Here is an 18,657-nt window from a genome sequence, read left to right on the forward strand (position 1 = left end):
CGCTTCCTTTGTACTCACCCTCTCGGGCTTTCCTCCGGGCGCTTCCCTTCGGTCTTGCGTTTCCGACTCTATCAGATCCTTTTCTCGATCCGATTCCCTGTCGGCGGGATGTCTTGAAGCTCCGGGCTTTCGCCCGTCGGCCTTTCGACATTCACTACGTTAGCCGATTCCCCCGCCCGGTTCATAATCGGGCTCTGCGTAATCGAATTCGGGCATGCGGACACGCCGAAATCGACCCCGCTGAGGGTTTCTTTTAGGTAGTGGGTTGGCCGCTCCGGCTGCTGACTTCGCAGTACCCGGTTCAGCGGCTCGGGCTACGTTACGCGCCTCGTCAGGACGCGTCAACTTCGGCGACGCCTCGGGACGTGGGCCCGATAGGGGCTCACCGTGGGGTCGTTGGCGATCCAGTACCGCCAGGGGTGCACGTCACCGTTTCCGCCGTCGCCGGCCACGCCGGTGCGGGGGCCGTTGCGTACCTGGTCGGAGGGGGTCGGGGTGCCGGCCAGGATCCTCAGCGGGGTCTCGCCGGAGGCGCACGCGTCGGTACCGTCCAGGGCGCGGTCCACGTCCAGGGCGGTGGCCAGGCGGGCCGGGCCTTTGGCCAGTTCCTTGTCGTTGCGGGCCGAGAGTCGCCGTGTGCGGGCGAGCTCGGCGCCCTCGACGATCTCGCCGGCGCGCAGCAGGACCGCGCTCGCCCGGCCGTCGGGGCCGCACACGAGGTTCATGCAGTGCCACATGCCGTAGGTGAAGTAGACGTACACGTATCCGGGGGGACCGAACATCACGTCATTGCGGGGCGTGCGGCCGCGGTAGGCGTGGGAGCCGGGGTCGTTCGGGCCGTCGTAGGCCTCGACCTCTGTGAGGCGGAGGGTGATCGGACCGTCCGGGGTGCTGCGTACGAGGATGCGGCCCAGGAGGTCGGGGGCGACTTCAAGGACGGGCCGGTCGAAGAAGTCCCGGGGCAACGGCGTACGGTCGGGGGTCGCGATCATGCCGTCCGAGGGTAGTGCAGACGGGTGGTGGCGACGGGGTGGTCAGGGGGCGTGCGGCTTGCCAGGGTGGGAGCGCGGAACCGGCCACGGCCGAATCGCGTTTGTAGGGATCAAGGGATCCGCTCTGAAAAGAGGAGAGTCATGGCGTTCAAGAAGCTGCTCGCGAGCCTGGGGGCCGGCGGGGCTTCGGTCGAGACGGTGCTGACGGAGGTCAACGTCGTCCCGGGCGGTGTCGTCCAGGGTGAGGTGCGGATTCAGGGCGGGTCCGTGAACCAGAACATCGAGGGCCTGTCCGTGGGCCTGCAGGCGCGTGTCGAGGTCGAGGGCCAGGACTCGGAGTACAAGCAGGACATCGAGTTCACGAAGATGCAGCTCGGTGGTGCCTTCGAGCTGGTGGCCGGCGGCGTGCACGCGGTGCCGTTCGGACTGGAGATCCCGTGGGAGACACCGGTCACGACGATCGACGGTCAGCCCCTGCGCGGCATGAACATCGGTGTGACGACGGAGCTGGCGATCGCGCGGGCCGTGGACTCCACCGACCTGGACCCGATCAACGTGCACCCGCTGCCCGCGCAGAAGGCGATCCTCGACGCCTTCATCCAGCTGGGCTTCCGGTTCAAGAACGCGGACATGGAGCGCGGTCACATCCGCGGTACGCGGCAGAAGCTGCCGTTCTACCAGGAGATCGAGTTCTTCCCGCCGCAGCAGTACCGCGGGATCAACCAGGTCGAGCTGAGCTTCGTGGCGGACGAGCGCACGATGGACGTCGTCCTCGAAATGGACAAGAAGCCTGGGCTGTTCAGCGAGGGCAGCGACACGTTCCGGTCCTTCCAGGTGGGTCTGAACGACTTCCAGGGGACCGACTGGGCGGCGTATCTCAACCAGTGGCTGTCCGAGGTCGGCAGCAAGCGCAACTGGTTCTAGGCTCGGAACTGCTGATTCCACCGGTTCATCAGGAGGTATCGAAGTGACCGAGCTCAAGCGGCGGCCGCTGCCCCACGACTTCCATCCGCCTGTGCCGTCCTTCACGGTCACGAGTGAGGACGTCGAGCAGGGCGGGACCCTCAAGGACGCTCAGGTCCAGGCGGCGGGCAACACCTCGCCGCAGCTGCGCTGGGAGGGCTTCCCGGCCGAGACCAAGGGCTTCGCCGTGACCTGCTACGACCCCGACGCCCCTACGGGCAGCGGGTTCTGGCACTGGGTCGTCTTCGACATCCCGGCCTCGGTGACCGAGCTGCCGGCCGGTGCGGGCAGCGGCAAGTTCGAGGGGCTGCCGGAGGGTGCCGTACAGGCGCGGAACGACTATGGGTCGAAGGAGTTCGGCGGTGCCGCGCCGCCGCCCGGGGACGGGCCGCATCGCTACGTGTTCACGGTGTACGCCGTCGACCAGGAGAAGCTCGGTCCGGACTCGGACGCGAGTCCGGCCGTCGTCGGCTTCAACCTGCGGTTCCACACGCTCGCGCGTGCGCATGTGATCGCTGAGTACGAGGTGCCCGCCGAAGCCTGACGTTCATGGAACGTTTGCCCGCCCCTGGTCATGGAAGTGATCGGGGGCGGGCATTTTTTATTTCGTTGTCCATCTCGGCGTGCCCGGCCAGAGTTGATCCCAGCCCGCCACGGGGTGGGCGGCTGCACACGGGAGGTGGGCTGGTCATGCGGGACACGCTGGTACTGAACGCGAGCTTCGAGCCGCTGTCGACGGTGACGTTGAACCGAGCCGTCGTTCTGGTGCTTCAGGACAAGGCCGTCGTTGAGCAGTCCCACCCCGAACTGCGCATGCGCGGAGCCGCGGTCGACATACCCGCGCCCCGGGTGATCAGGCTCTGCAGGTACGTACGGGTGCCGTTCCGAAGACAAGCGCCGTGGTCGAGGCGGGGTGTGCTGGTGCGGGACCGGCACCGGTGCGCGTACTGCGGGCGTAGGGCCACGACGGTGGACCACGTGGTGCCGCGGTCGCACGGTGGCCAGGACACGTGGCTGAATACGGTCGCCTCGTGTGCCGAGGACAATCATCGGAAGGCCGACCGGACGCCTGAGCAGGCGGGGATGCCGTTGCTTCGGGAGCCGTTCGAGCCGACGCCTGCCGATGCGATGTTGCTGACGCTGGGGGCCGACGAGTTTGCTGCGCTGCCGGACTGGTTGGCGACGGACGCGGCCTGACCAGTCGCCGTGGGGCGTTGAATTGTGCGTCGGCTGCGGGTTGTCGGGGGCTGGTCGCGCAGTTCCCCGCGCCCCCAAAGGCGATTGGGGCCCCGCCTTCCTTGAAGGCGGGGCCCCTTTGTCGTACGACGAACGCCGTGTCAGTCGATCGACGGCTTCTCCCGGCGTTCCGTGCCGGAACCCGAGGATCCGTTGCCACCCGAACCGCCGCCGCCGAAGCCGCCCAGGTTGCCCATCGCGCCCGACAGGCCCTTGAGGGCGTCGCCGATTTCGCTGGGGACGATCCAGAGCTTGTTGGCGTCGCCTTCGGCGATCTTGGGGAGCATCTGGAGGTACTGGTAGCTGAGGAGCTTCTGGTCGGGGTCGCCGGCGTGGATGGCTTCGAAGACCGTGCGGACGGCCTGGGCTTCGCCCTCGGCGCGCAACGCGGCGGCCTTGGCCTCACCTTCGGCGCGCAGGATCTGGGACTGCTTCTCACCTTCGGCGGTGAGGATCGCGGCCTGGCGCGTACCTTCGGCGGTGAGGATCGCGGCGCGCTTGTCACGGTCGGCGCGCATCTGCTTCTCCATCGAGTCCTGGATGGAGGTCGGGGGCTCAATCGCCTTGAGCTCGACGCGGTTTACGCGGATGCCCCACTTGCCCGTCGCCTCGTCGAGGACGCCGCGCAGGGCCGCGTTGATCTCCTCGCGGGAGGTCAGGGTGCGCTCCAGGTCCATGCCGCCGATGATGTTGCGGAGCGTGGTGACGGTGAGCTGCTCGATCGCCTGGATGTAGCTGGCGACTTCGTAGGTGGCGGCGCGGGCGTCGGTCACCTGGTAGTAGATGACGGTGTCGATGTTCACGACCAGGTTGTCCTGGGTGATCACCGGCTGGGGCGGGAACGGTACGACCTGTTCGCGCAGGTCGATGCGGTTGCGGATGGTGTCGATGAACGGGACCACGATGTTGAGGCCCGCGTTGAGTGTCCGCGTGTAGCGGCCGAAGCGCTCGACGATGGCCGCGCTGGCCTGCGGGATGACCTGGATCGTCTTGATCAGGGCGATGAAGACCAACACCACCAGAATGATCAAGACGATGATGACCGGTTCCATCGTCTTTCCCCGTACCCCTTCTCCACCGCGGCGTTTCCCGCAGATCTTATGGTTGTTGAAGATCTTGCTGGTCGAGTCTGACAGACCGTCGCGGAACTCGCGGCGGGTTCACGCCAGTTACGTCGTGCGAGGTCACATGACGATCGCCGTGGCGCCCTCGATGTCCACGACGTCCACTTCCTGGCCTACTTCGTAGGCGCGGTCGGTGTCGAGGGCGCGTGCCGACCAGACCTCGCCGGCGAGCTTGATCCGGCCGCCGGAGGCGTCGACGCGTTCCAGAACGACGGCCTGCCTCCCCTTCAAGGCCTCGATGCCGGTGGCGAGTTGGGGCCGCTGTGCGCGATGTCTGTTCGCGATGGGCCTTACGACGGCGATGAGTGCGGTCGAGACGACGACGAAGGACACGACCTGGACGACGGCGTCACCGCCGAAGATGCCGGCGACCACCGCTGCAGCCACGGCGCCCACCGCCAGCATGGCGAGTTCGGGCATCGCGGTGACCACGAGCCCGATGCCGAGCGCTGCCGCGCCGATCAACCACCAAACCCACGCGTCGATTTCCACATGGTCATGGTAGGACCGCGGGCCCGTTCGCGGACAGGGCGCCGATCGTTTGAAAAGCCGTTCTTACCGGGGTTTCGCGGGGTGAAGGACCAAGTCAGGAGAGCGGGAGACCCTGTGCCGTCCAGCGGTCGCCAACCTGTTCGACGACGAGCGGGAGGCCGAAGCAGAGGGAGAGGTTGCGGGAGGTGAGTTCGAGCTCCAGCGGGCCCGCGGCGAGGACCTTGCCCTGACGGATCATCAGGACGTGGGTGAAACCGGGGGCGATCTCCTCCACGTGATGCGTGACCATGATCATGGAGGGTGCGATCGGGTCGCGGGCGAGGCGGCCGAGGCGGCGGACGAGGTCCTCGCGGCCGCCGAGGTCGAGGCCGGCGGCGGGCTCGTCGAGGAGCAGCAGCTCGGGGTCGGTCATCAGGGCGCGGGCGATGAGGGTGCGCTTGCGCTCGCCCTCGGAGAGGGTGCCGAACTTGCGGTCCACGTAGTCGCTCATGCCAAGACGGTCGAGGAAGGCTCGGGCGCGCTGCTCGTCGATCTCGTCGTAGTCCTCGTGCCAGCCGGCGGTCATGCCGTACGCCGCGGTCAGCACGGTCTGCAGGACCGTCTGCTGCTTGGGCAGCTTGTCGATCATGGCGACGCCGGCGGTGCCGATGCGCGGACGCAGTTCGAAGACGTCGGTGCCGGGCTTGCCGAGGGTCTCGTCGAGGATGGAGACGGTGCCCTTGCTGGGGAAGAGGTAGCTGGAGGCGAGGTTCAGGAGGGTGGTCTTGCCGGCGCCGTTCGGGCCGAGGATGACCCAGCGCTCGCCCTCCTTGACCGACCAGGAGACCTGGTCCACCAGAGCCCGGCCCTCGCGGACCACGGATACGTCCTGAAGCTCCAGAACATCGCTCATGAGCGCGTTGTCTCCCCTTGCAGTGTGACCGGTCTCGGCGTCTCGGCGTCTCGGTGGTCGCGTGCGCCTGTGGGCGCAGCCCTCAACGAAATCTACGCCACCGGTCGGGCGCTTCATTCCATCGGTCCGGTCCTTAGGGTGGGGGCATGCTCTCGGAACCGCGTTCAGGACGCCTTGCGGCTTGGGGAAATGCCCTTTTGGCCGGACTTATCTCGCCGGATGACGCTGTGCTGGAGATCGTCGGGGACGATGCCGTGCACAGGGTGGAGGGGTTGCCGGGTGAGTCGGCGCCCGTCGGGCTCACGCTGGCGCTGGGCCGGTTGCGGACGCTCGGGGTCGGCGGGCTGCGGGTCGCGCTGCCCGCGCCGGGGCATCCGCTGGGGCTGAGTGGTCCGCCGGAGTTCAACGCGCGGGCGATGGATGCCGAGGAGGCGGTGATCTGTCACGGCGCCGCGTTCGGGCTGGTGCCGGAGGTGTACGAGGCCGGGCCCGATGGTGATGTGCATGTCGAGGTGGTCTGGCATGTGCTGCCGGTGCGGGAGGCGCCTCCTGCGGATGTGCCGTCGCTGGGCGAGGCCGAGCGGGAGCTGGCGGAGGCCCTGCGGGAGGCGACCGAGGTGTTGTCGCGGCTGGATGTGGCCGGGTCGGGGCCGGTGGCCGAGGCGGCGATCGATGCCTATCGGGCTCGGGCCGAGCGGGGCCGGGAGGTTTTGGCGCCTGGGTATCCGCCGCGGGCGGTGCGGGTGCTGGAGCTGGCGCAGCGGGTGGGAATGTTGATCTCGCTCGCCTATGCGAACGGGCACGGGGGTGCGGTGAGCTCCGCTGAGATGAGGGCTCGGGCTGAGGCATTGCGGCCGGTGGAGCGGGTGGCACGGCGGGCGCAGGTCGCTTCGTACAACGCGTATGTGGAGGAGCGGGAGCGGGGCGTGCGGTGAGCGTCCCTTGGTCGTGGCCGGCGTTGGTGTGACCGTCCCTGGGGGCTCCGCCCCCAGACCCCCGTATCGGCCTGGACGGCCTCGTCCTCAAACGCCGGACGGGCTGGATTGCGCCGGCCTGCGCTGGAGGGTCCCGGATCCTGCGCCGACCAAGGGTTCCGAAGCCCGTGCCGACAAACAGACCGGCCTCCCGGGGTGGGGCCGGGAGGCCGGAGGTCACTGCTTGCTTCGGGTGGGCGTCACTTGTTGACAGCCAGGTTGCCGAAGGCCGGGTTCAGGATGCCGACGACGTTCACGCTGTTGCCCGCGACGTTGACCGGGATGTGAACCGGGGCCTGGACGAGGTTGCCCGAGGCGACGCCCGGGGAGCCCACGGCCTTGCCGTCGGCGTGCGCGCCGTCGGTGGCGGAGGCCATTCCGGCACCGGCGGCGAGCAGGCCACCCGCCACCATCGTCACGGCCGCTGCCTTCTTCAGGTTCTTCACTTTCATGCCCTCCTTGCGATTGCCGCGGCAGTCGCCGCAGCACGCACTGGAGAACGGTGGAGATCCACGAAGGATGCGCCATCCGGGGGACATTCCCACGACGGTATGAATCTCAGTCCGGAGGGGAACCCTCCGTATTGCCGTCCGTCACGTCCTGCGGAGAGCGTTTCAGCCGGTCACGCCATGGCGTACGGCCCACAGGGCGGCCTGTGTGCGGTCCGCCAGGTCGAGCTTCATCAAGATGTTCGAGACGTGCGTCTTGACGGTCTTCTCGGAGAGGACCAGGGCCCGTGCGATCTCGCGGTTGGAGCGGCCGTCCGCGATCAGGCCGAGGACCTCGCGCTCGCGGTCGGTCAGCGAACCGGCTCTTCCCTGCCCCGAGTTGGCCTCCTCCTGGGACAGCAGGGCGCCCGCGACCTCGGGTTGGAGCAGGATGTGCCCGGCGTGCACGGAGCGGATGGCGCCGGCGAGGGCGTCCGGGTCCACGTCCTTGTAGACGTAACCGGCGGCGCCCGCGCGCAGGGCGGGGATCACCGTGCGCTGTTCGGTGAAGCTGGTGACGATCAGCACGCGCGCGGGGTTGTCGAGTTCGCGGAGCTTGCGCAGGGCGTCGACCCCGTCCATGCCCGGCATCTTGACGTCCATCAGCACGACGTCGGGCTTGAGTTCCTCGGCGCGGGCCACTCCCTCGGCACCGTCGGCGGCCTCGCCCACGACCTCGATGTCGTCCTGTACTTCGAGGAAGGTGCGCAGGCCCCGGCGGACGACCTGGTGGTCGTCGACGAGCAGCACCTTGATTGCGTCAGCCACCGGGGACCTCCATCTCGATCACGGTGCCCTTGCCGGGCGCCGATTCCACGGTCAGCGTGCCGCCGACCCCGCTCGCCCGGTCGCGCATGGAGACGAGGCCCAGGTGGCGCCCGGCGCGGCGTATCGCCTTCGGTTCAAAGCCGCCGCCGTCGTCCGTGATGCGCAGTACGGCTCCGCTGCCGCGCCGGTCCAGCGTCACGTCGACGTGCTCGCCTCCGGAGTGCCGCAGGGCGTTGTGCAGGGCTTCCTGGGCGACGCGCAGCACGGCCTCCTCCTGGGCTGAGGGCAGGGCCTTCACGCCACGGCCGGCGAAGGTCACGCGCGCGGAGTGGGCGCGGTCCAGGACCTGGATCTGGGTGCGCAGGGTGGCGACGAGGCCGTCCTCGTCGAGGGCGGCGGGGCGCAACTCGACGACCGCGGCGCGCAGTTCGTCGGCGGCCTCGGCGGCGAGCGCGGCCACCTGGTGCAACTCGCCCTTGGCGCGGGACGGGTCACGGTCGATCAGGGCGGCTGCCGCCTGGGCTGTCAGGCGCAGGGAGAACAGCTTCTGGCTGACCGCATCGTGCAGTTCGTGCGCGAGGCGCGAGCGTTCCTCCGCGATCGTCAGCTCGCGGCTGCGTTCGTACAGGCGGGCGTTGGTCAGGGCGATCGCGGCGTGCTGGGCGAGGATGCCGAGGAGATCCTCGTCCTCTTCGGTGAAGCCGCAACTGCCTTCCGGCTTCGGGCAGTTCTTGTTCGCCAGGAACAGCGCGCCGATGACCTCGTCGCCGTCGCGGATCGGCAGGCCCAGGAAGTCGGACATGTCGGGGTGCGCCGATGGCCAGCCCTCGAAGCGGGGGTCCTTGCGGACATCGGCCAGGCGCTCGATCTCGGCCTCCTGGAGCATCGCGGCGAGGATGCCGTGCTGGCGCGGGAGCGGGCCGATGGCCTTCCACTGTTCGTCGCTGACTCCGTCGACCACGAACTGGGCGAAGCCGCCGTGGTCGTCCGGAACACCGAGCGCCGCATACTGCGCGTCGAGCAGCTCGCGGGCCGAGGCGACGATCGTCTTGAGGACGTCACGCACCTCGAGATGCCTGCTCATGGCCAGCAGCGCGGAGCTCACCGCGGCGAGGCCGGACCTGGGGCCTTGACTCATGCCCTCACGGTACCGGCGGGGTGTGACAGCCGGATCGGACCTGTGGCGGCGGCCGGCTAGGGCGCCGGTCCTAGTCCTCTGGTCCCCCGGTCAGCGGCGTAGGGCGGACGGCCCCCTGTGCGACTTAGGACGAAGGGCCCCGCGGCTTTGCGGCCCGCGTCCGACGCGGTGCGGGCGGACCCGTTCCTACGTTGGGGGCACCGCCGATCGGAGGCGGCTCGGTACGAGGGGACGGTTGTCATGTCGGTAGCAATCATCACGGGGGCCTCGAAGGGGCTGGGGCGGGCGCTCGCCGAGGCGCTGGCCTCGCGTGGCTGGGATCTGGTGCTCGACGCCAGGACGGCGGAGGTGCTGCAGGAGACGGCGGCCGGGCTGCGGTCGTACGGCACGCGCGTGAAGGCGGTGCCCGGAGACGTCACGGACGCCGGGCACCGCTCCGAGCTGGTGGCCGCCGCCTGGCAGCTGGGCGGCGTCGATCTGCTGGTGAGCAACGCCAGCGCGCTGGGCTCCGAGCCGCTCGTACGGCTGGACGAGCTGCCCCTGGAGGGGCTGCGGCGGGCGCTGGAGGTGAATGTCGTCGCCGCGCTGGGCCTGGTCCAGGAGGCGCTGCCGCTGCTGCGGGCGTCAGGGACGGGCGCGGTGATCACGGTCAGCTCGGACGCTGCCGCCGAGGCGTACGAGACCTGGGGCGGGTACGGCGCCTCGAAGGCCGCGCTGGACCATCTCGCGGCCGTGCTCGGCGAGGAGCAGCCGGACCTGCGGATCTGGGCGGTCGACCCCGGGGACATGGCCACGGACCTGTATGCGGCGGCCGTACCGGACGACGACGGTCCACGGCCGACGCCGGCCGGCGTGGTGCCGGCCTTCCTGCGGCTGCTGGACGAGCGGCCGGCAAGCGGCCGTTACGGGGCGCCGTCTCTGCTGGAGGGACGGCGATGACTCTGGCGGTGGGGGTCCCCCCGCGCGAGCCTGCTCGAGCGTGGGGGAGGGTGCCCGAGGAGCTGTCGGCCCGGGTGCCGGCCGAGCAGCGGGGGCCGGGCCTGGACCGGGATGCCGTACGCCTGCTGGTGTCGCGGGGCACCGAGGTGTCGCACCACACGTTCGGTGAGCTGCCGCGGCTGTTGCGGGCCGGGGATCTGCTCGTCGTGAACACGTCGGAGACGCTGGCCGCCGCCGTGGACGGGCGGATCGGGCACACGCGCGTGGTGGTGCACTTCTCGACGCGCGGGGACGACGGGCGGTGGGCGGTCGAGCTGCGGGATCCCGAGGGGGGCGCCACGCGCGCGCGTGCGGGCGGGCCCGCGGGAACTGAGGTGCGGCTGCCGGGCGGGATGCGGCTGGTGCTGGAGGAGCCGCTCAGCCCGGGCAGTGAGCGGCTGTGGTGGGCGCGGGTCACCGGGGCCCGGGAGAGCTCCCAGAGCGCGGCGGTCCTCGGGCTCATGCGTGAGCACGGGCGGCCGATCCGTTACTCCTATACGGAGCGCGACCAGCCGCTCTCCGTGTACCAGACGGTGTTCGCGCTGCCGTCCGCCGACGGGACGGGCAGCGCGGAGATGCCGAGTGCGGCGCGGCCCTTCACGCTGCGGATGGTGACGGAGCTGGTCAGCCGGGGTGTGCAGTTCGCGCCGATCACCCTGCACACCGGGGTGGCCTCGGCGGAGGCGCACGAGCCGCCGTACCCGGAGCGATTCGCGGTCCCGGAGGCCTCGGCTCGGCTGATCAACGCGGCGAAGGCAGGGGACGGCAGGGTCGTCGCCGTGGGGACGACGGCCGTGCGGGCGGTGGAGTCGGCGGCGGGCGCCGAGGGGGTCGTACGCGCGCGTGAGGGGTGGACGGACCTCGTCGTCACGCCGGAGCGCGGGGTGCGGGTGGTGGACGGGCTGCTGACCGGGCTGCACGAGCCCGAGGCCTCGCATCTTTTGATGCTGGAGGCGGTCGCCGGGCGGGCCGCGATCGACCGCAGCTACGAGGCGGCGCTGCAAGGGCTCTACCTGTGGCACGAGTTCGGCGACGTGCATCTCATCCTGTCGGAGGAGGGCCCTCACGCAGAGCGTTGCGCCAGCAACTGCCGGTGAGACTGTTACGCGGCTGATGTGAGCCCGCACATAGGGCGCAGGTCACGTACGAAAGTCCGTAGTAGGTAGCGACGTCCCTTTTGAGCGGGACAGACGGTCCTGTCTGTCCCGTTTTGCCCTTCCTGGGTCCACTACCGAGGATCGTACGTCACACCTTTGCCTCGCCATTTTGCGGCCGCTAAGAATTGCTCTCGTCGCTCAGCGCCGTGGGTTCAGCCCGCGGCGTTTGTGCAGGAAGCACCCGTGTCCCCTGACGGACAGCGAGCGACCTCCGCGCTATTCGAAGAGGTCCCACTGCCATGCTCAAGAACACCAAGAACCGTCTCAGTCGCACGCTCACCAAGCGCAACAAGATCGCGATAGCCGGCGTCGGTACGCTCGGCGCCGCCGCCCTCGCCCTGTCCGCCGTCCCGGGCAACGCCCAGACGACCACGGCCGACGCCCCCACGGGCAAGGTGGCGTACAGCAGCGAGCAGATCAAGGACGTCAAGCCGAGCGTCACCAACCAGCTCGCCGCTGCCGGCGTGAAGGCCCAGGAGATGTCGGCCACGCACAAGGCCGCCCTGGCCGCCGCCAAGCACCGCGCCGCCGTGGCCCACGACAAGCACGTGGCCGCCCAGGCCGCCGCCAAGCAGCGGGCCGCCAAGGCCGCCGCCGCGAAGAAGGCCGAAGCCGCGCGCAAGGCGGAGGCCGCCGCGAGCCGGGACGCCAAGCGCGTCCAGGTCAAGCCGGTCGCCGCCAAGACCTACGCGAACAACCTCGACGGTTGGATCCGCGAGGCGCTGGACATCATGAAGAAGCACGACATCCCGGGCACCTACAACGGCCTGCACAAGAACATCATGCGGGAGTCCTCGGGTAACCCGAACGCGATCAACAACTGGGACATCAACGCCCAGAACGGCGTCCCGTCGATCGGTCTGCTCCAGGTCATCAAGCCGACCTTCGACGCGTACCACGTCCCGGGCACGGCCAAGAGCCAGTACGACCCGGTCGCCAACCTCACCGCCGCCGCCAACTACGCGGCGGACCGGTACGGCTCGATCGACAACGTCAACAGCGCGTACTGAGCGAGGTAGGCGCGGGCCTCTGATCCGTACGCCGAAGGGCGGCACCCTCCTGATGGGGTGCCGCCCTTCGGGCGTGGTACGACAAGCTCTGCTCGCGGTCGTACAGGAGCCAACTACTTGCGCATGACCTCGGGCTCGTGGCGGCGCAGGAAGCGGGCCACGAAGATGCCGCAGATCACGCCGAGGACGATCAGGGCGAGCATGTCCATGGTCCAGGCGCCGACCGTGTGCTCCCACAGGGGGTCGTTGCTGTCGCCCTTGGCGGGCGGGCTGATCTGGTTGAAGTCGAGCGTGGCACCCGCGGCGGCCACCGCCCAGCGCGACGGCATCAGGTACGAGAGCTCGTTGACACCGATGGAGTTGGCCAGGGGGAACAGGCAGCCGGTGAAGACGACCTGGACGATCGCGAACATGACCAGCAGCGGCATGGTCTTCTCGGCGGTCTTCACCAGGGCCGAGATGATCAGGCCGAACATCATCGCGGTGAAGCCCAGCGCCATGATCGGAATGCACAGCTCCAGCAGAATCTGGCTGCCGAGGATCAGGCCCTCGTCCGGGATGGTGCGGCTGGAGAAGCCGATGACACCGACCATCAGGCCCTGGAGCATGGTGATCAGGCCGAGCACGAACACCTTGGACATCAGGTACGCGGACCGGGACAGGCCGGTCGCGCGTTCCCGCTCGTAGATGACCCGTTCCTTGATCAGCTCACGGACGGAGTTGGCGGCCCCGGCGAAGCAGGCGCCCACCGCGAGGATCAGCAGGACGGTGAGGGCCGTGCCGTTGGCGACAGGCTTGCCGGTGTTCGGGTTGATCTCCGTGTTGACCAGGAGGTCCTTGCCGGAGTCGATGAGCAGGCTCACCGAGCCGAGGACGAGCGGCAGGATCACCGTCAGGGCCAGGAAGCCCTTGTCGGAGGCGATGACCGAGACATAGCGGCGCACCAGGGTCAGGAACTGCGACAGCCAGCCCTGCGGCTTCGGCGGCTTCAACGCCTGCATGGGGGGCATCTGTACGGACTGCGGAGCAATCGCGTCGATGTCCGCGGCGTACATCTGGTAGTGCTGCGAGCCCTTCCAGCGGCCCGCCCAGTCGTAGTCGCGGTAGTTCTCGAAGGCGGAGAAGACATCGGCCCAGGTGTCGTAGCCGAAGAAGTTCAGCGCCTCCTCGGGCGGGCCGAAGTAGGCGACCGCACCACCGGGCGCCATCACCAGCAGCTTGTCGCACAGCGCCAGCTCGGCCACCGAGTGCGTGACGACGAGCACCGTACGGCCGTCGTCGGCGAGGCCGCGCAGCAGCTGCATGACGTCGCGGTCCATGCCCGGGTCGAGGCCCGAAGTGGGCTCGTCCAGGAAGATCAGCGACGGCTTGGTGAGCAGCTCCAGGGCCACCGAGACGCGCTTGCGCTGGCCGCCGGAGAGGGAGGTGACCTTCTTCTCCTTGTGGATGTCCAGCTTCAGCTCGCGCAGCACCTCGTCGATACGGGCCTCGCGCTCGGCGGCCGTGGTGTCGGCCGGGAAGCGGAGCTTGGCCGCGTACTTGAGGGCCTTCTTGACGGTCAGCTCCTTGTGCAGGATGTCGTCCTGCGGGACCAGACCGATGCGCTGACGCAGCTCGGCGAACTGCTTGTAGAGGTTCCGGTTGTCGTAGAGGACGTCGCCCTGGTTGGCGGGCCGGTAGCCGGTGAGCGCCTTGAGCAGGGTGGACTTGCCGGAGCCGGACGGGCCGATGACCGCGACGAGGGACTTCTCCGGGACACCGAAGGAGACGTCCTTGAGGATCTGCTTGCCGCCGTCGACCGTGACGGTCAAGTGGCGTGCGGAGAAGGAGACCTCACCGGTGTCGACGAACTCCTCGAGGCGGTCGCCGACGATCCTGAACGTCGAGTGTCCGACACCCACGATGTCCGCCGGGCCCAGCAGCTGCGAGCCGCCCTTGGCGATCGGCTGGCCGTTGACGTAGGTGCCGTTGTGGGAGCCGAGGTCACGGATCTCCATGCGGCCGTCGGGCGTCGAGTGGAACTCGGCGTGGTACCGGGAGACCTGGAGGTCGGAGACGACCAGCTCGTTCTCCAGGGCGCGGCCGATGCGCATGACGCGGCCGACGGAGAACTGGTGGAACGTGGTGGGGCTGCGGTCGCCGTAGACCGGCGGCGCCCCCGCGCCACCACCGGGACCCTGCTGCGGCGGGATGTGGGCGGCGGCCTGCTGCGGCTGCTGCCAGCCGGCCTGCGGGGCGTGCTGCTGCGGGACCTGTTGGGACCCCTGCTGCTGCGGGACCTGCTGCGGCGGGGCCTGTTGGGCCCAGCCGGGGTTCGCGCCCTGCGCGGCGTACGGCTGCTGCTGTGGCTGAGCCTGCGGCGAGGCGACGGAGGCCGCTGTTCCGGAGAGGTTCAGGCACGGTCCGTCGGTCGCGTTGCCCAGGAACACGGCCGAGCCCGGGCCGATCTCCAGGTGATGGATCCGCTGGCCCTGCACGAACGTGCCGTTGGTGCTGCCGTGGTCCTCGATGACCCAACTGCGGCCGCTCCAGCTGACCGTGGCGTGCCGCCAGGACACTCTGGCGTCGTCGAGCACGATGTCACCCTGCGGATCACGTCCGAGGGTGTAGGGCCTGGACGGGTCGAGCGTCCAGGTCCTTCCATTCAATTCCAGTACGAGTTCCGGCACTCCAGCCCCACTGAGTAGTCCCCCGAGTTACCCCCAACACAGGGAGTCTAGGGATGTCGAACATCGTCGGGAACTATTTCAGGCTCCGCCCCCTGACCGAAAGTCGGGCCTTGTGAGGTCCACGCTCCCGCGACTCGAATGGTTCCGTTGACGGGGTTGAAATCAGTCCGGAGAGTGGTAATCCACGCGAGGGGGACATGCGCGGCGAACACCTCGCCGCGCAGCGGATCGGGGGGTCTGCCATGAGCGCATCCACGAACGTCGAGAGCGCGAGGCACGGCACAAGGCTGCCGTGGGGAGACATTCTGTTGTCCGCGATCGCCTCCGTGAGCTGGGCATTGATCGGGATGGCGGGCACGGCGGCACTCGGACTGCATCTGCTGGAGGCCGACACCGCGGGCTCCCTCTGGCCCATGACAGCGGCGGTGGTGGCCCTTGGGGCGGGTGGTTCTGTCACACCGTCCGGCGATGTGTCCGCTTTCGGGCTGACAGGCGCGGAGGCGTCGACCGCCATCGAGATCACGCCACTCGGGGTGAGCCTGGTCGGAGCGCTGCTCCTGTCGTGGTTCTTCCTACGGTCCTTGCGCGGCGCGGGAGTTGTGATCGCACCGTCCGAACTCCTCGCGCGCGCGGGCGCCGTGGTCGTGCTGTTCGTGGCGACGCTGGGCGGGCTGGCCTGGGCCGGGCACGACGTCATCACGATGGACGGGAGTTCGCTGGGGCTCGACGACCTGCCGGGCGGTGGCGGAGGCGGAGGCGGGGGCGGGGGCGGTCTCGAGATCCCCGGAGTGGGGGACATCGGGGACATCGGCGGGCTGCTGCCCGACCAGATCGGCGACCTCATCGACGCGAAGGCGGCGGTCGGCTTCACGGTGGACACGGCGCCGACGCTGCTCGGGGGCATGGCCTGGTCGGCGGGCATCCTGCTGATCGCCCTGCTGGCCTCGCGCCGCACCCCGCTGCCGCGCGGCTGGGAGGCCGTGCACCGCGTGGTACGTCCCGCCGTGTCCGCCCTCGTGACGGTGCTGCTGGTGGCGGTGGCAGCCGGGCTCGCGGCGGCGGCGTACGCGGCGATCGGCGACGCCCACCCCAAGCGGATCGCCGGCGCGGCCCTGCTCGGCGCCCCCAACGGCGTGTGGCTCGGCATCCCGATCGGCCTGCTCGTGCCGTTCGACGGCCGGGCGACGGGGGCGCTGGTGGGCCTGCTCCCGGACCCCCTGGACGACCTTCTGAACAGCGGCGCCGACCAGTCCGTGACGCTGGGCAGGCTGGCGGAGCTGGACGGGCGGGTGTGGCTGCTGGGAGTCGCGGCGGCGGTGATGATGATGCTGGCGGGGGTGCTGACGGCCGTGCGGACGCCGGTCGTGGCGGGCGCCTTGGAGAGTCCGGGCTCCGGGGACGTACGGGATCCGGGCGCCCTCCGCTTCGCGGGGCGGTGTGCGCTGCGGCTCGGTGTCGCCACGGCACTGACGCTGCCGTTGCTCGCTTGGCTGACGGAGCTGTCCGTGGACGCCTCGCTGTCGGTGCTCGGCTTCGACGCGTTCGGCGCCGGGGTGCGGTTGCAGGGCAACCTCGGTGTGGCGCTGCTGCTGGGGGCGGCCTGGGGCGCGGGGGCGGGCGCCTCGGGGGCCCTCATGGCCCGGGCGACCGGGGCGGCGGGGCAGCGGGCGGCACCGCTTGCTCGAGGCACGGCGTTGGGTGCGGTGCCGGGTGGGGTCGCAGCGGCGGTACCCGGCAGTACGGCGAGTTCGGTGAGTTCGGTGAGTTCGGTGAGTTCGGCGGCCGAGGGTGCCGGGGTTTCGTCGGATGCGAGCCTGTCCGGGCCCTACACGCCCGGCACGCCGTACCGGCCACCCAACCCTGGGACGAACCCGTATCTGCGGGTGCCGGACCAGCTGCGCGAGCCGGAGGACGCACGGCCGCCGGACGCGGCGCCGCCTTCCGGGGGCGCGCGGGCAGCCGGTGACGCGCCGGGGCGTGATGTGCGGTGGGGGCGCGGCGGTGTGCGGAGCCCTGGTGGACCGCCGACCGGGGAGCCGCCGACTGGTGAGCCGCCGTCCGCCGGTGACGACGACGTGTACGGGGCGCCCACGGTCGTACGGCCGATTGCGCCGCCGCCTCGGTCGCCCCGGCCTCCGCGGCGGCGTGGGGACGGGGCGTCGTCCGGAGGGGCCGACGGGCCGCCCCCTCCGCCCCCTCCGCCTCCGCCACCTCCTCCCCCGCCGCCGCGGAAGCCGAAGGGGCGCTCGTGAGCCGTGCGCTGGGGCGTGTCTCGGGATGATCCGAGTGCTCGGGGGCGGCTGCCTGATCCCGACCGGGGTCCGGGGTCCGCTGTGGCTGGTCGCGCAGTTCCCCGCGCCCTTTTGGGACGCGGCCCGCCCACAGGTGACACCGCTGTGATGCACAGGCAAGCGTGCGCCCGTGGCCGTAACGTAAGGCTCGCGCCACCCCGTCGCCACCCAGTGTTCCGTGTCCGCTAGACGGACCTCAGGGGCGGCAGGCACTGGGTGCCGGATACGGTGGAAGCACCATGAGCGCTTCGCAGACCTCTGACATCCCCACCCTTCTCGTCAAGATCTTCGGGAAGGACAGGCCGGGAATCACGGCCGGACTCTTCGACACGCTGGCCGCCTACTCCGTCGACGTGGTCGACATCGAGCAGGTCGTCACCCGTGGCCGGATCACGCTGTGCGCGCTCGTGACGCAGCCGCCGGCCGGGATGGAGGGGGATCTGAGGGCGACCGTCCACAGCTGGGCCGATTCGATGAAGATGCAGGCGGAGATCATCTCCGGCCTGGGCGACAACCGGCCGCGTGGCCTCGGGCGCTCCCTGGTGACCGTGCTCGGCCACCCGCTGACCGCGGAGGCGGCGGCCTCGATCGCCTCCCGGATCACCAAGTCGGGCGGCAACATCGACCGTATCTTCCGGCTGGCCAAGTACCCCGTGACGGCGGTGGAGTTCGCGGTGTCCGGCGTGGAGACCGAGCCGCTGCGGACCGCCCTGGTGACCCACGCGGCGGCACTGGGTGTCGACATCGCGGTCGTCGCGGCGGGTCTGCACCGGCGTGCACAGCGTCTGGTCGTCATGGACGTGGATTCGACCCTCATCCAGGACGAGGTGATCGAGCTCTTCGCGGCGCACGCCGGCTGCGAGGACAAGGTGGCCGAGGTGACGGCGGCCGCGATGCGCGGGGAGCTGGACTTCGAGCAGTCGCTGCACGCGCGCGTGGCTCTGCTGGAGGGGCTGGACGCCTCGGTGGTGGAGAAGGTGCGCAGCGAGGTGCGCCTGACGCCGGGCGCGCGCACGCTGATCCGTACGCTGAAGCGGCTCGGCTATCAAGTAGGGGTCGTCTCGGGTGGGTTCACGCAGGTCACAGATGATCTGAAGGAGCGGCTCGGACTGGACTTCGCCCAAGCGAACACGCTGGAGATCGTCGACGGGCAGCTGACCGGCCGGGTCACCGGCGAGATCGTGGACCGGGCGGGCAAGGCGCGGCTGCTGCGCCGGTTCGCCGCCGAGGCGGGGGTGCCGCTGTCCCAGACGGTGGCGATCGGTGACGGTGCCAATGACCTGGACATGCTGAACGCGGCCGGCCTGGGCGTCGCCTTCAATGCCAAGCCGGTGGTGCGGGAGGCCGCGCACACGGCGGTGAACGTGCCGTTCCTGGACACGGTCCTGTATCTGCTGGGCGTCACCCGCGAAGAGGTCGAGGCCGCGGACATGCACGACGACGAGGTCTGACCGCCCGCGCGCGATGCCCGAGGGCGACACCGGC

Annotated in this window: 17 protein-coding genes; 9 read left to right on the forward strand and 8 right to left on the reverse strand. The window is 69.9% G+C overall.

Annotation, left to right across the window (positions count from 1 at the left end; all coding sequences use genetic code 11):
- Positions 1 to 341: 341 nt before the first annotated feature.
- Positions 342 to 992, reverse strand: coding sequence for a DNA-3-methyladenine glycosylase (locus tag ACFY5C_RS14145; RefSeq protein ID WP_389444160.1), 651 nt, complete (start codon positions 990 to 992; stop codon positions 342 to 344).
- A gap of 141 nt (positions 993 to 1,133) precedes the next feature.
- Between ACFY5C_RS14145 and ACFY5C_RS14150 the strand changes: the two genes are divergently transcribed.
- The 3 genes from ACFY5C_RS14150 to ACFY5C_RS14160 all read left to right on the forward strand — a co-directional run bounded on the left by ACFY5C_RS14150 (position 1,134) and on the right by ACFY5C_RS14160 (position 3,152).
- Complete coding sequence (locus ACFY5C_RS14150; RefSeq protein ID WP_389444162.1) at positions 1,134 to 1,916, forward strand: sporulation protein; 783 nt, start codon at positions 1,134 to 1,136, stop codon at positions 1,914 to 1,916.
- Between the two features lie 43 nt (positions 1,917 to 1,959).
- Complete coding sequence (locus ACFY5C_RS14155) at positions 1,960 to 2,499, forward strand: YbhB/YbcL family Raf kinase inhibitor-like protein (protein ID WP_389444164.1); 540 nt, start codon at positions 1,960 to 1,962, stop codon at positions 2,497 to 2,499.
- A gap of 146 nt (positions 2,500 to 2,645) precedes the next feature.
- Positions 2,646 to 3,152 carry an HNH endonuclease gene (locus ACFY5C_RS14160; protein WP_389444166.1) on the forward strand — a complete coding sequence of 169 codons (507 nt, stop codon included), beginning with the start codon at positions 2,646 to 2,648 and terminating at the stop codon, positions 3,150 to 3,152.
- Positions 3,153 to 3,292: 140 nt separating this feature from the next.
- Here the strand turns inward: ACFY5C_RS14160 and ACFY5C_RS14165 are convergent, their stop codons facing one another.
- From ACFY5C_RS14165 to ACFY5C_RS14175, 3 genes are all read right to left on the reverse strand, one after another.
- Positions 3,293 to 4,243, reverse strand: coding sequence for an SPFH domain-containing protein (locus ACFY5C_RS14165; RefSeq protein ID WP_389444167.1), 951 nt, complete (start codon positions 4,241 to 4,243; stop codon positions 3,293 to 3,295).
- A 132-nt stretch (positions 4,244 to 4,375) separates the two neighbouring features.
- On the reverse strand, positions 4,376 to 4,807 hold the full coding sequence (locus ACFY5C_RS14170) for an NfeD family protein (RefSeq protein ID WP_389444169.1): 432 nt from the start codon (positions 4,805 to 4,807) through the stop codon (positions 4,376 to 4,378).
- A 94-nt stretch (positions 4,808 to 4,901) separates the two neighbouring features.
- Positions 4,902 to 5,699, reverse strand: coding sequence for an ABC transporter ATP-binding protein (locus ACFY5C_RS14175; protein WP_389444171.1), 798 nt, complete (start codon positions 5,697 to 5,699; stop codon positions 4,902 to 4,904).
- A 146-nt stretch (positions 5,700 to 5,845) separates the two neighbouring features.
- On the opposite strand from ACFY5C_RS14175, the gene ACFY5C_RS14180 reads away from it, so the two are divergent.
- Positions 5,846 to 6,634 carry a hypothetical protein gene (locus ACFY5C_RS14180; protein ID WP_389444173.1) on the forward strand — a complete coding sequence of 263 codons (789 nt, stop codon included), beginning with the start codon at positions 5,846 to 5,848 and terminating at the stop codon, positions 6,632 to 6,634.
- Positions 6,635 to 6,873: 239 nt separating this feature from the next.
- On the opposite strand, the gene chpE is transcribed toward ACFY5C_RS14180, so the two are convergent.
- The 3 genes from chpE to ACFY5C_RS14195 form a co-directional block, all read right to left on the reverse strand.
- The gene (chpE, locus tag ACFY5C_RS14185) at positions 6,874 to 7,119 is read right to left on the reverse strand and encodes a chaplin ChpE (RefSeq protein WP_328428681.1); all 246 of its coding nucleotides are present in this window, start codon (positions 7,117 to 7,119) and stop codon (positions 6,874 to 6,876) included.
- Between the two features lie 168 nt (positions 7,120 to 7,287).
- Positions 7,288 to 7,929 carry a response regulator transcription factor gene (locus tag ACFY5C_RS14190; protein ID WP_328428680.1) on the reverse strand — a complete coding sequence of 214 codons (642 nt, stop codon included), beginning with the start codon at positions 7,927 to 7,929 and terminating at the stop codon, positions 7,288 to 7,290.
- Positions 7,922 to 9,067, reverse strand: a complete 1,146-nt coding sequence (locus tag ACFY5C_RS14195; protein ID WP_389444174.1) for a GAF domain-containing sensor histidine kinase — start codon at positions 9,065 to 9,067, stop codon at positions 7,922 to 7,924. Before ACFY5C_RS14195 ends, ACFY5C_RS14190 begins: the two co-directional genes overlap by 8 nt.
- 240 nt (positions 9,068 to 9,307) lie before the next feature.
- Here ACFY5C_RS14195 and ACFY5C_RS14200 point away from each other — a divergent pair, with 240 nt between their 5' ends.
- From ACFY5C_RS14200 to ACFY5C_RS14210, 3 genes are all read left to right on the forward strand, one after another.
- Positions 9,308 to 10,006, forward strand: a complete 699-nt coding sequence (locus tag ACFY5C_RS14200) for an SDR family NAD(P)-dependent oxidoreductase (RefSeq protein ID WP_389444176.1) — start codon at positions 9,308 to 9,310, stop codon at positions 10,004 to 10,006.
- Positions 10,003 to 11,142, forward strand: a complete 1,140-nt coding sequence (locus ACFY5C_RS14205; protein WP_389444178.1) for an S-adenosylmethionine:tRNA ribosyltransferase-isomerase — start codon at positions 10,003 to 10,005, stop codon at positions 11,140 to 11,142. The genes ACFY5C_RS14200 and ACFY5C_RS14205 overlap by 4 nt, the downstream gene beginning before the upstream one ends.
- Positions 11,143 to 11,441: 299 nt before the next feature.
- Positions 11,442 to 12,212, forward strand: coding sequence for a transglycosylase SLT domain-containing protein (locus tag ACFY5C_RS14210; RefSeq protein ID WP_389444180.1), 771 nt, complete (start codon positions 11,442 to 11,444; stop codon positions 12,210 to 12,212).
- Positions 12,213 to 12,325: 113 nt separating this feature from the next.
- Here the strand turns inward: ACFY5C_RS14210 and ACFY5C_RS14215 are convergent, their stop codons facing one another.
- Positions 12,326 to 14,881, reverse strand: a complete 2,556-nt coding sequence (locus ACFY5C_RS14215; protein WP_389444182.1) for an FHA domain-containing protein — start codon at positions 14,879 to 14,881, stop codon at positions 12,326 to 12,328.
- Between the two features lie 242 nt (positions 14,882 to 15,123).
- Here ACFY5C_RS14215 and ACFY5C_RS14220 point away from each other — a divergent pair, with 242 nt between their 5' ends.
- Positions 15,124 to 17,133: a streptophobe family protein gene (locus ACFY5C_RS14220; protein WP_389444184.1), complete on the forward strand. Its 2,010-nt coding sequence runs from the start codon at positions 15,124 to 15,126 to the stop codon at positions 17,131 to 17,133.
- A 278-nt stretch (positions 17,134 to 17,411) separates the two neighbouring features.
- Complete coding sequence (gene serB / locus ACFY5C_RS14225; RefSeq protein ID WP_389444186.1) at positions 17,412 to 18,623, forward strand: phosphoserine phosphatase SerB; 1,212 nt, start codon at positions 17,412 to 17,414, stop codon at positions 18,621 to 18,623.
- The last annotated feature ends 34 nt before the right edge of the window (positions 18,624 to 18,657 follow it).

The organism is Streptomyces sp. NPDC012935, from assembly GCF_042900345.1.
In the GTDB taxonomy this organism is placed as follows: Bacteria; Actinomycetota; Actinomycetes; order Streptomycetales; family Streptomycetaceae; genus Streptomyces.

Bases quoted from the DNA above. Each gene is read 5' to 3' on its own strand.
- ACFY5C_RS14145 (WP_389444160.1), bottom strand. From the start codon at position 992: ATGATCGCGACCCCCGACCGTACGCCGTTGCCCCGGGACTTCTTCGAC.
- ACFY5C_RS14150 (WP_389444162.1), top strand. From the start codon at position 1,134: ATGGCGTTCAAGAAGCTGCTCGCGAGCCTGGGGGCCGGCGGGGCTTCG.
- ACFY5C_RS14160 (WP_389444166.1), top strand. From the start codon at position 2,646: ATGCGGGACACGCTGGTACTGAACGCGAGCTTCGAGCCGCTGTCGACG.
- ACFY5C_RS14165 (WP_389444167.1), bottom strand. From the start codon at position 4,243: ATGGAACCGGTCATCATCGTCTTGATCATTCTGGTGGTGTTGGTCTTC.
- ACFY5C_RS14175 (WP_389444171.1), bottom strand. From the start codon at position 5,699: ATGAGCGATGTTCTGGAGCTTCAGGACGTATCCGTGGTCCGCGAGGGC.
- ACFY5C_RS14180 (WP_389444173.1), top strand. From the start codon at position 5,846: ATGCTCTCGGAACCGCGTTCAGGACGCCTTGCGGCTTGGGGAAATGCC.
- ACFY5C_RS14195 (WP_389444174.1), bottom strand. From the start codon at position 9,067: ATGAGTCAAGGCCCCAGGTCCGGCCTCGCCGCGGTGAGCTCCGCGCTG.
- ACFY5C_RS14200 (WP_389444176.1), top strand. From the start codon at position 9,308: ATGTCGGTAGCAATCATCACGGGGGCCTCGAAGGGGCTGGGGCGGGCG.
- ACFY5C_RS14205 (WP_389444178.1), top strand. From the start codon at position 10,003: ATGACTCTGGCGGTGGGGGTCCCCCCGCGCGAGCCTGCTCGAGCGTGG.
- ACFY5C_RS14210 (WP_389444180.1), top strand. From the start codon at position 11,442: ATGCTCAAGAACACCAAGAACCGTCTCAGTCGCACGCTCACCAAGCGC.
- ACFY5C_RS14220 (WP_389444184.1), top strand. From the start codon at position 15,124: ATGAGCGCATCCACGAACGTCGAGAGCGCGAGGCACGGCACAAGGCTG.
- serB (WP_389444186.1), top strand. From the start codon at position 17,412: ATGAGCGCTTCGCAGACCTCTGACATCCCCACCCTTCTCGTCAAGATC.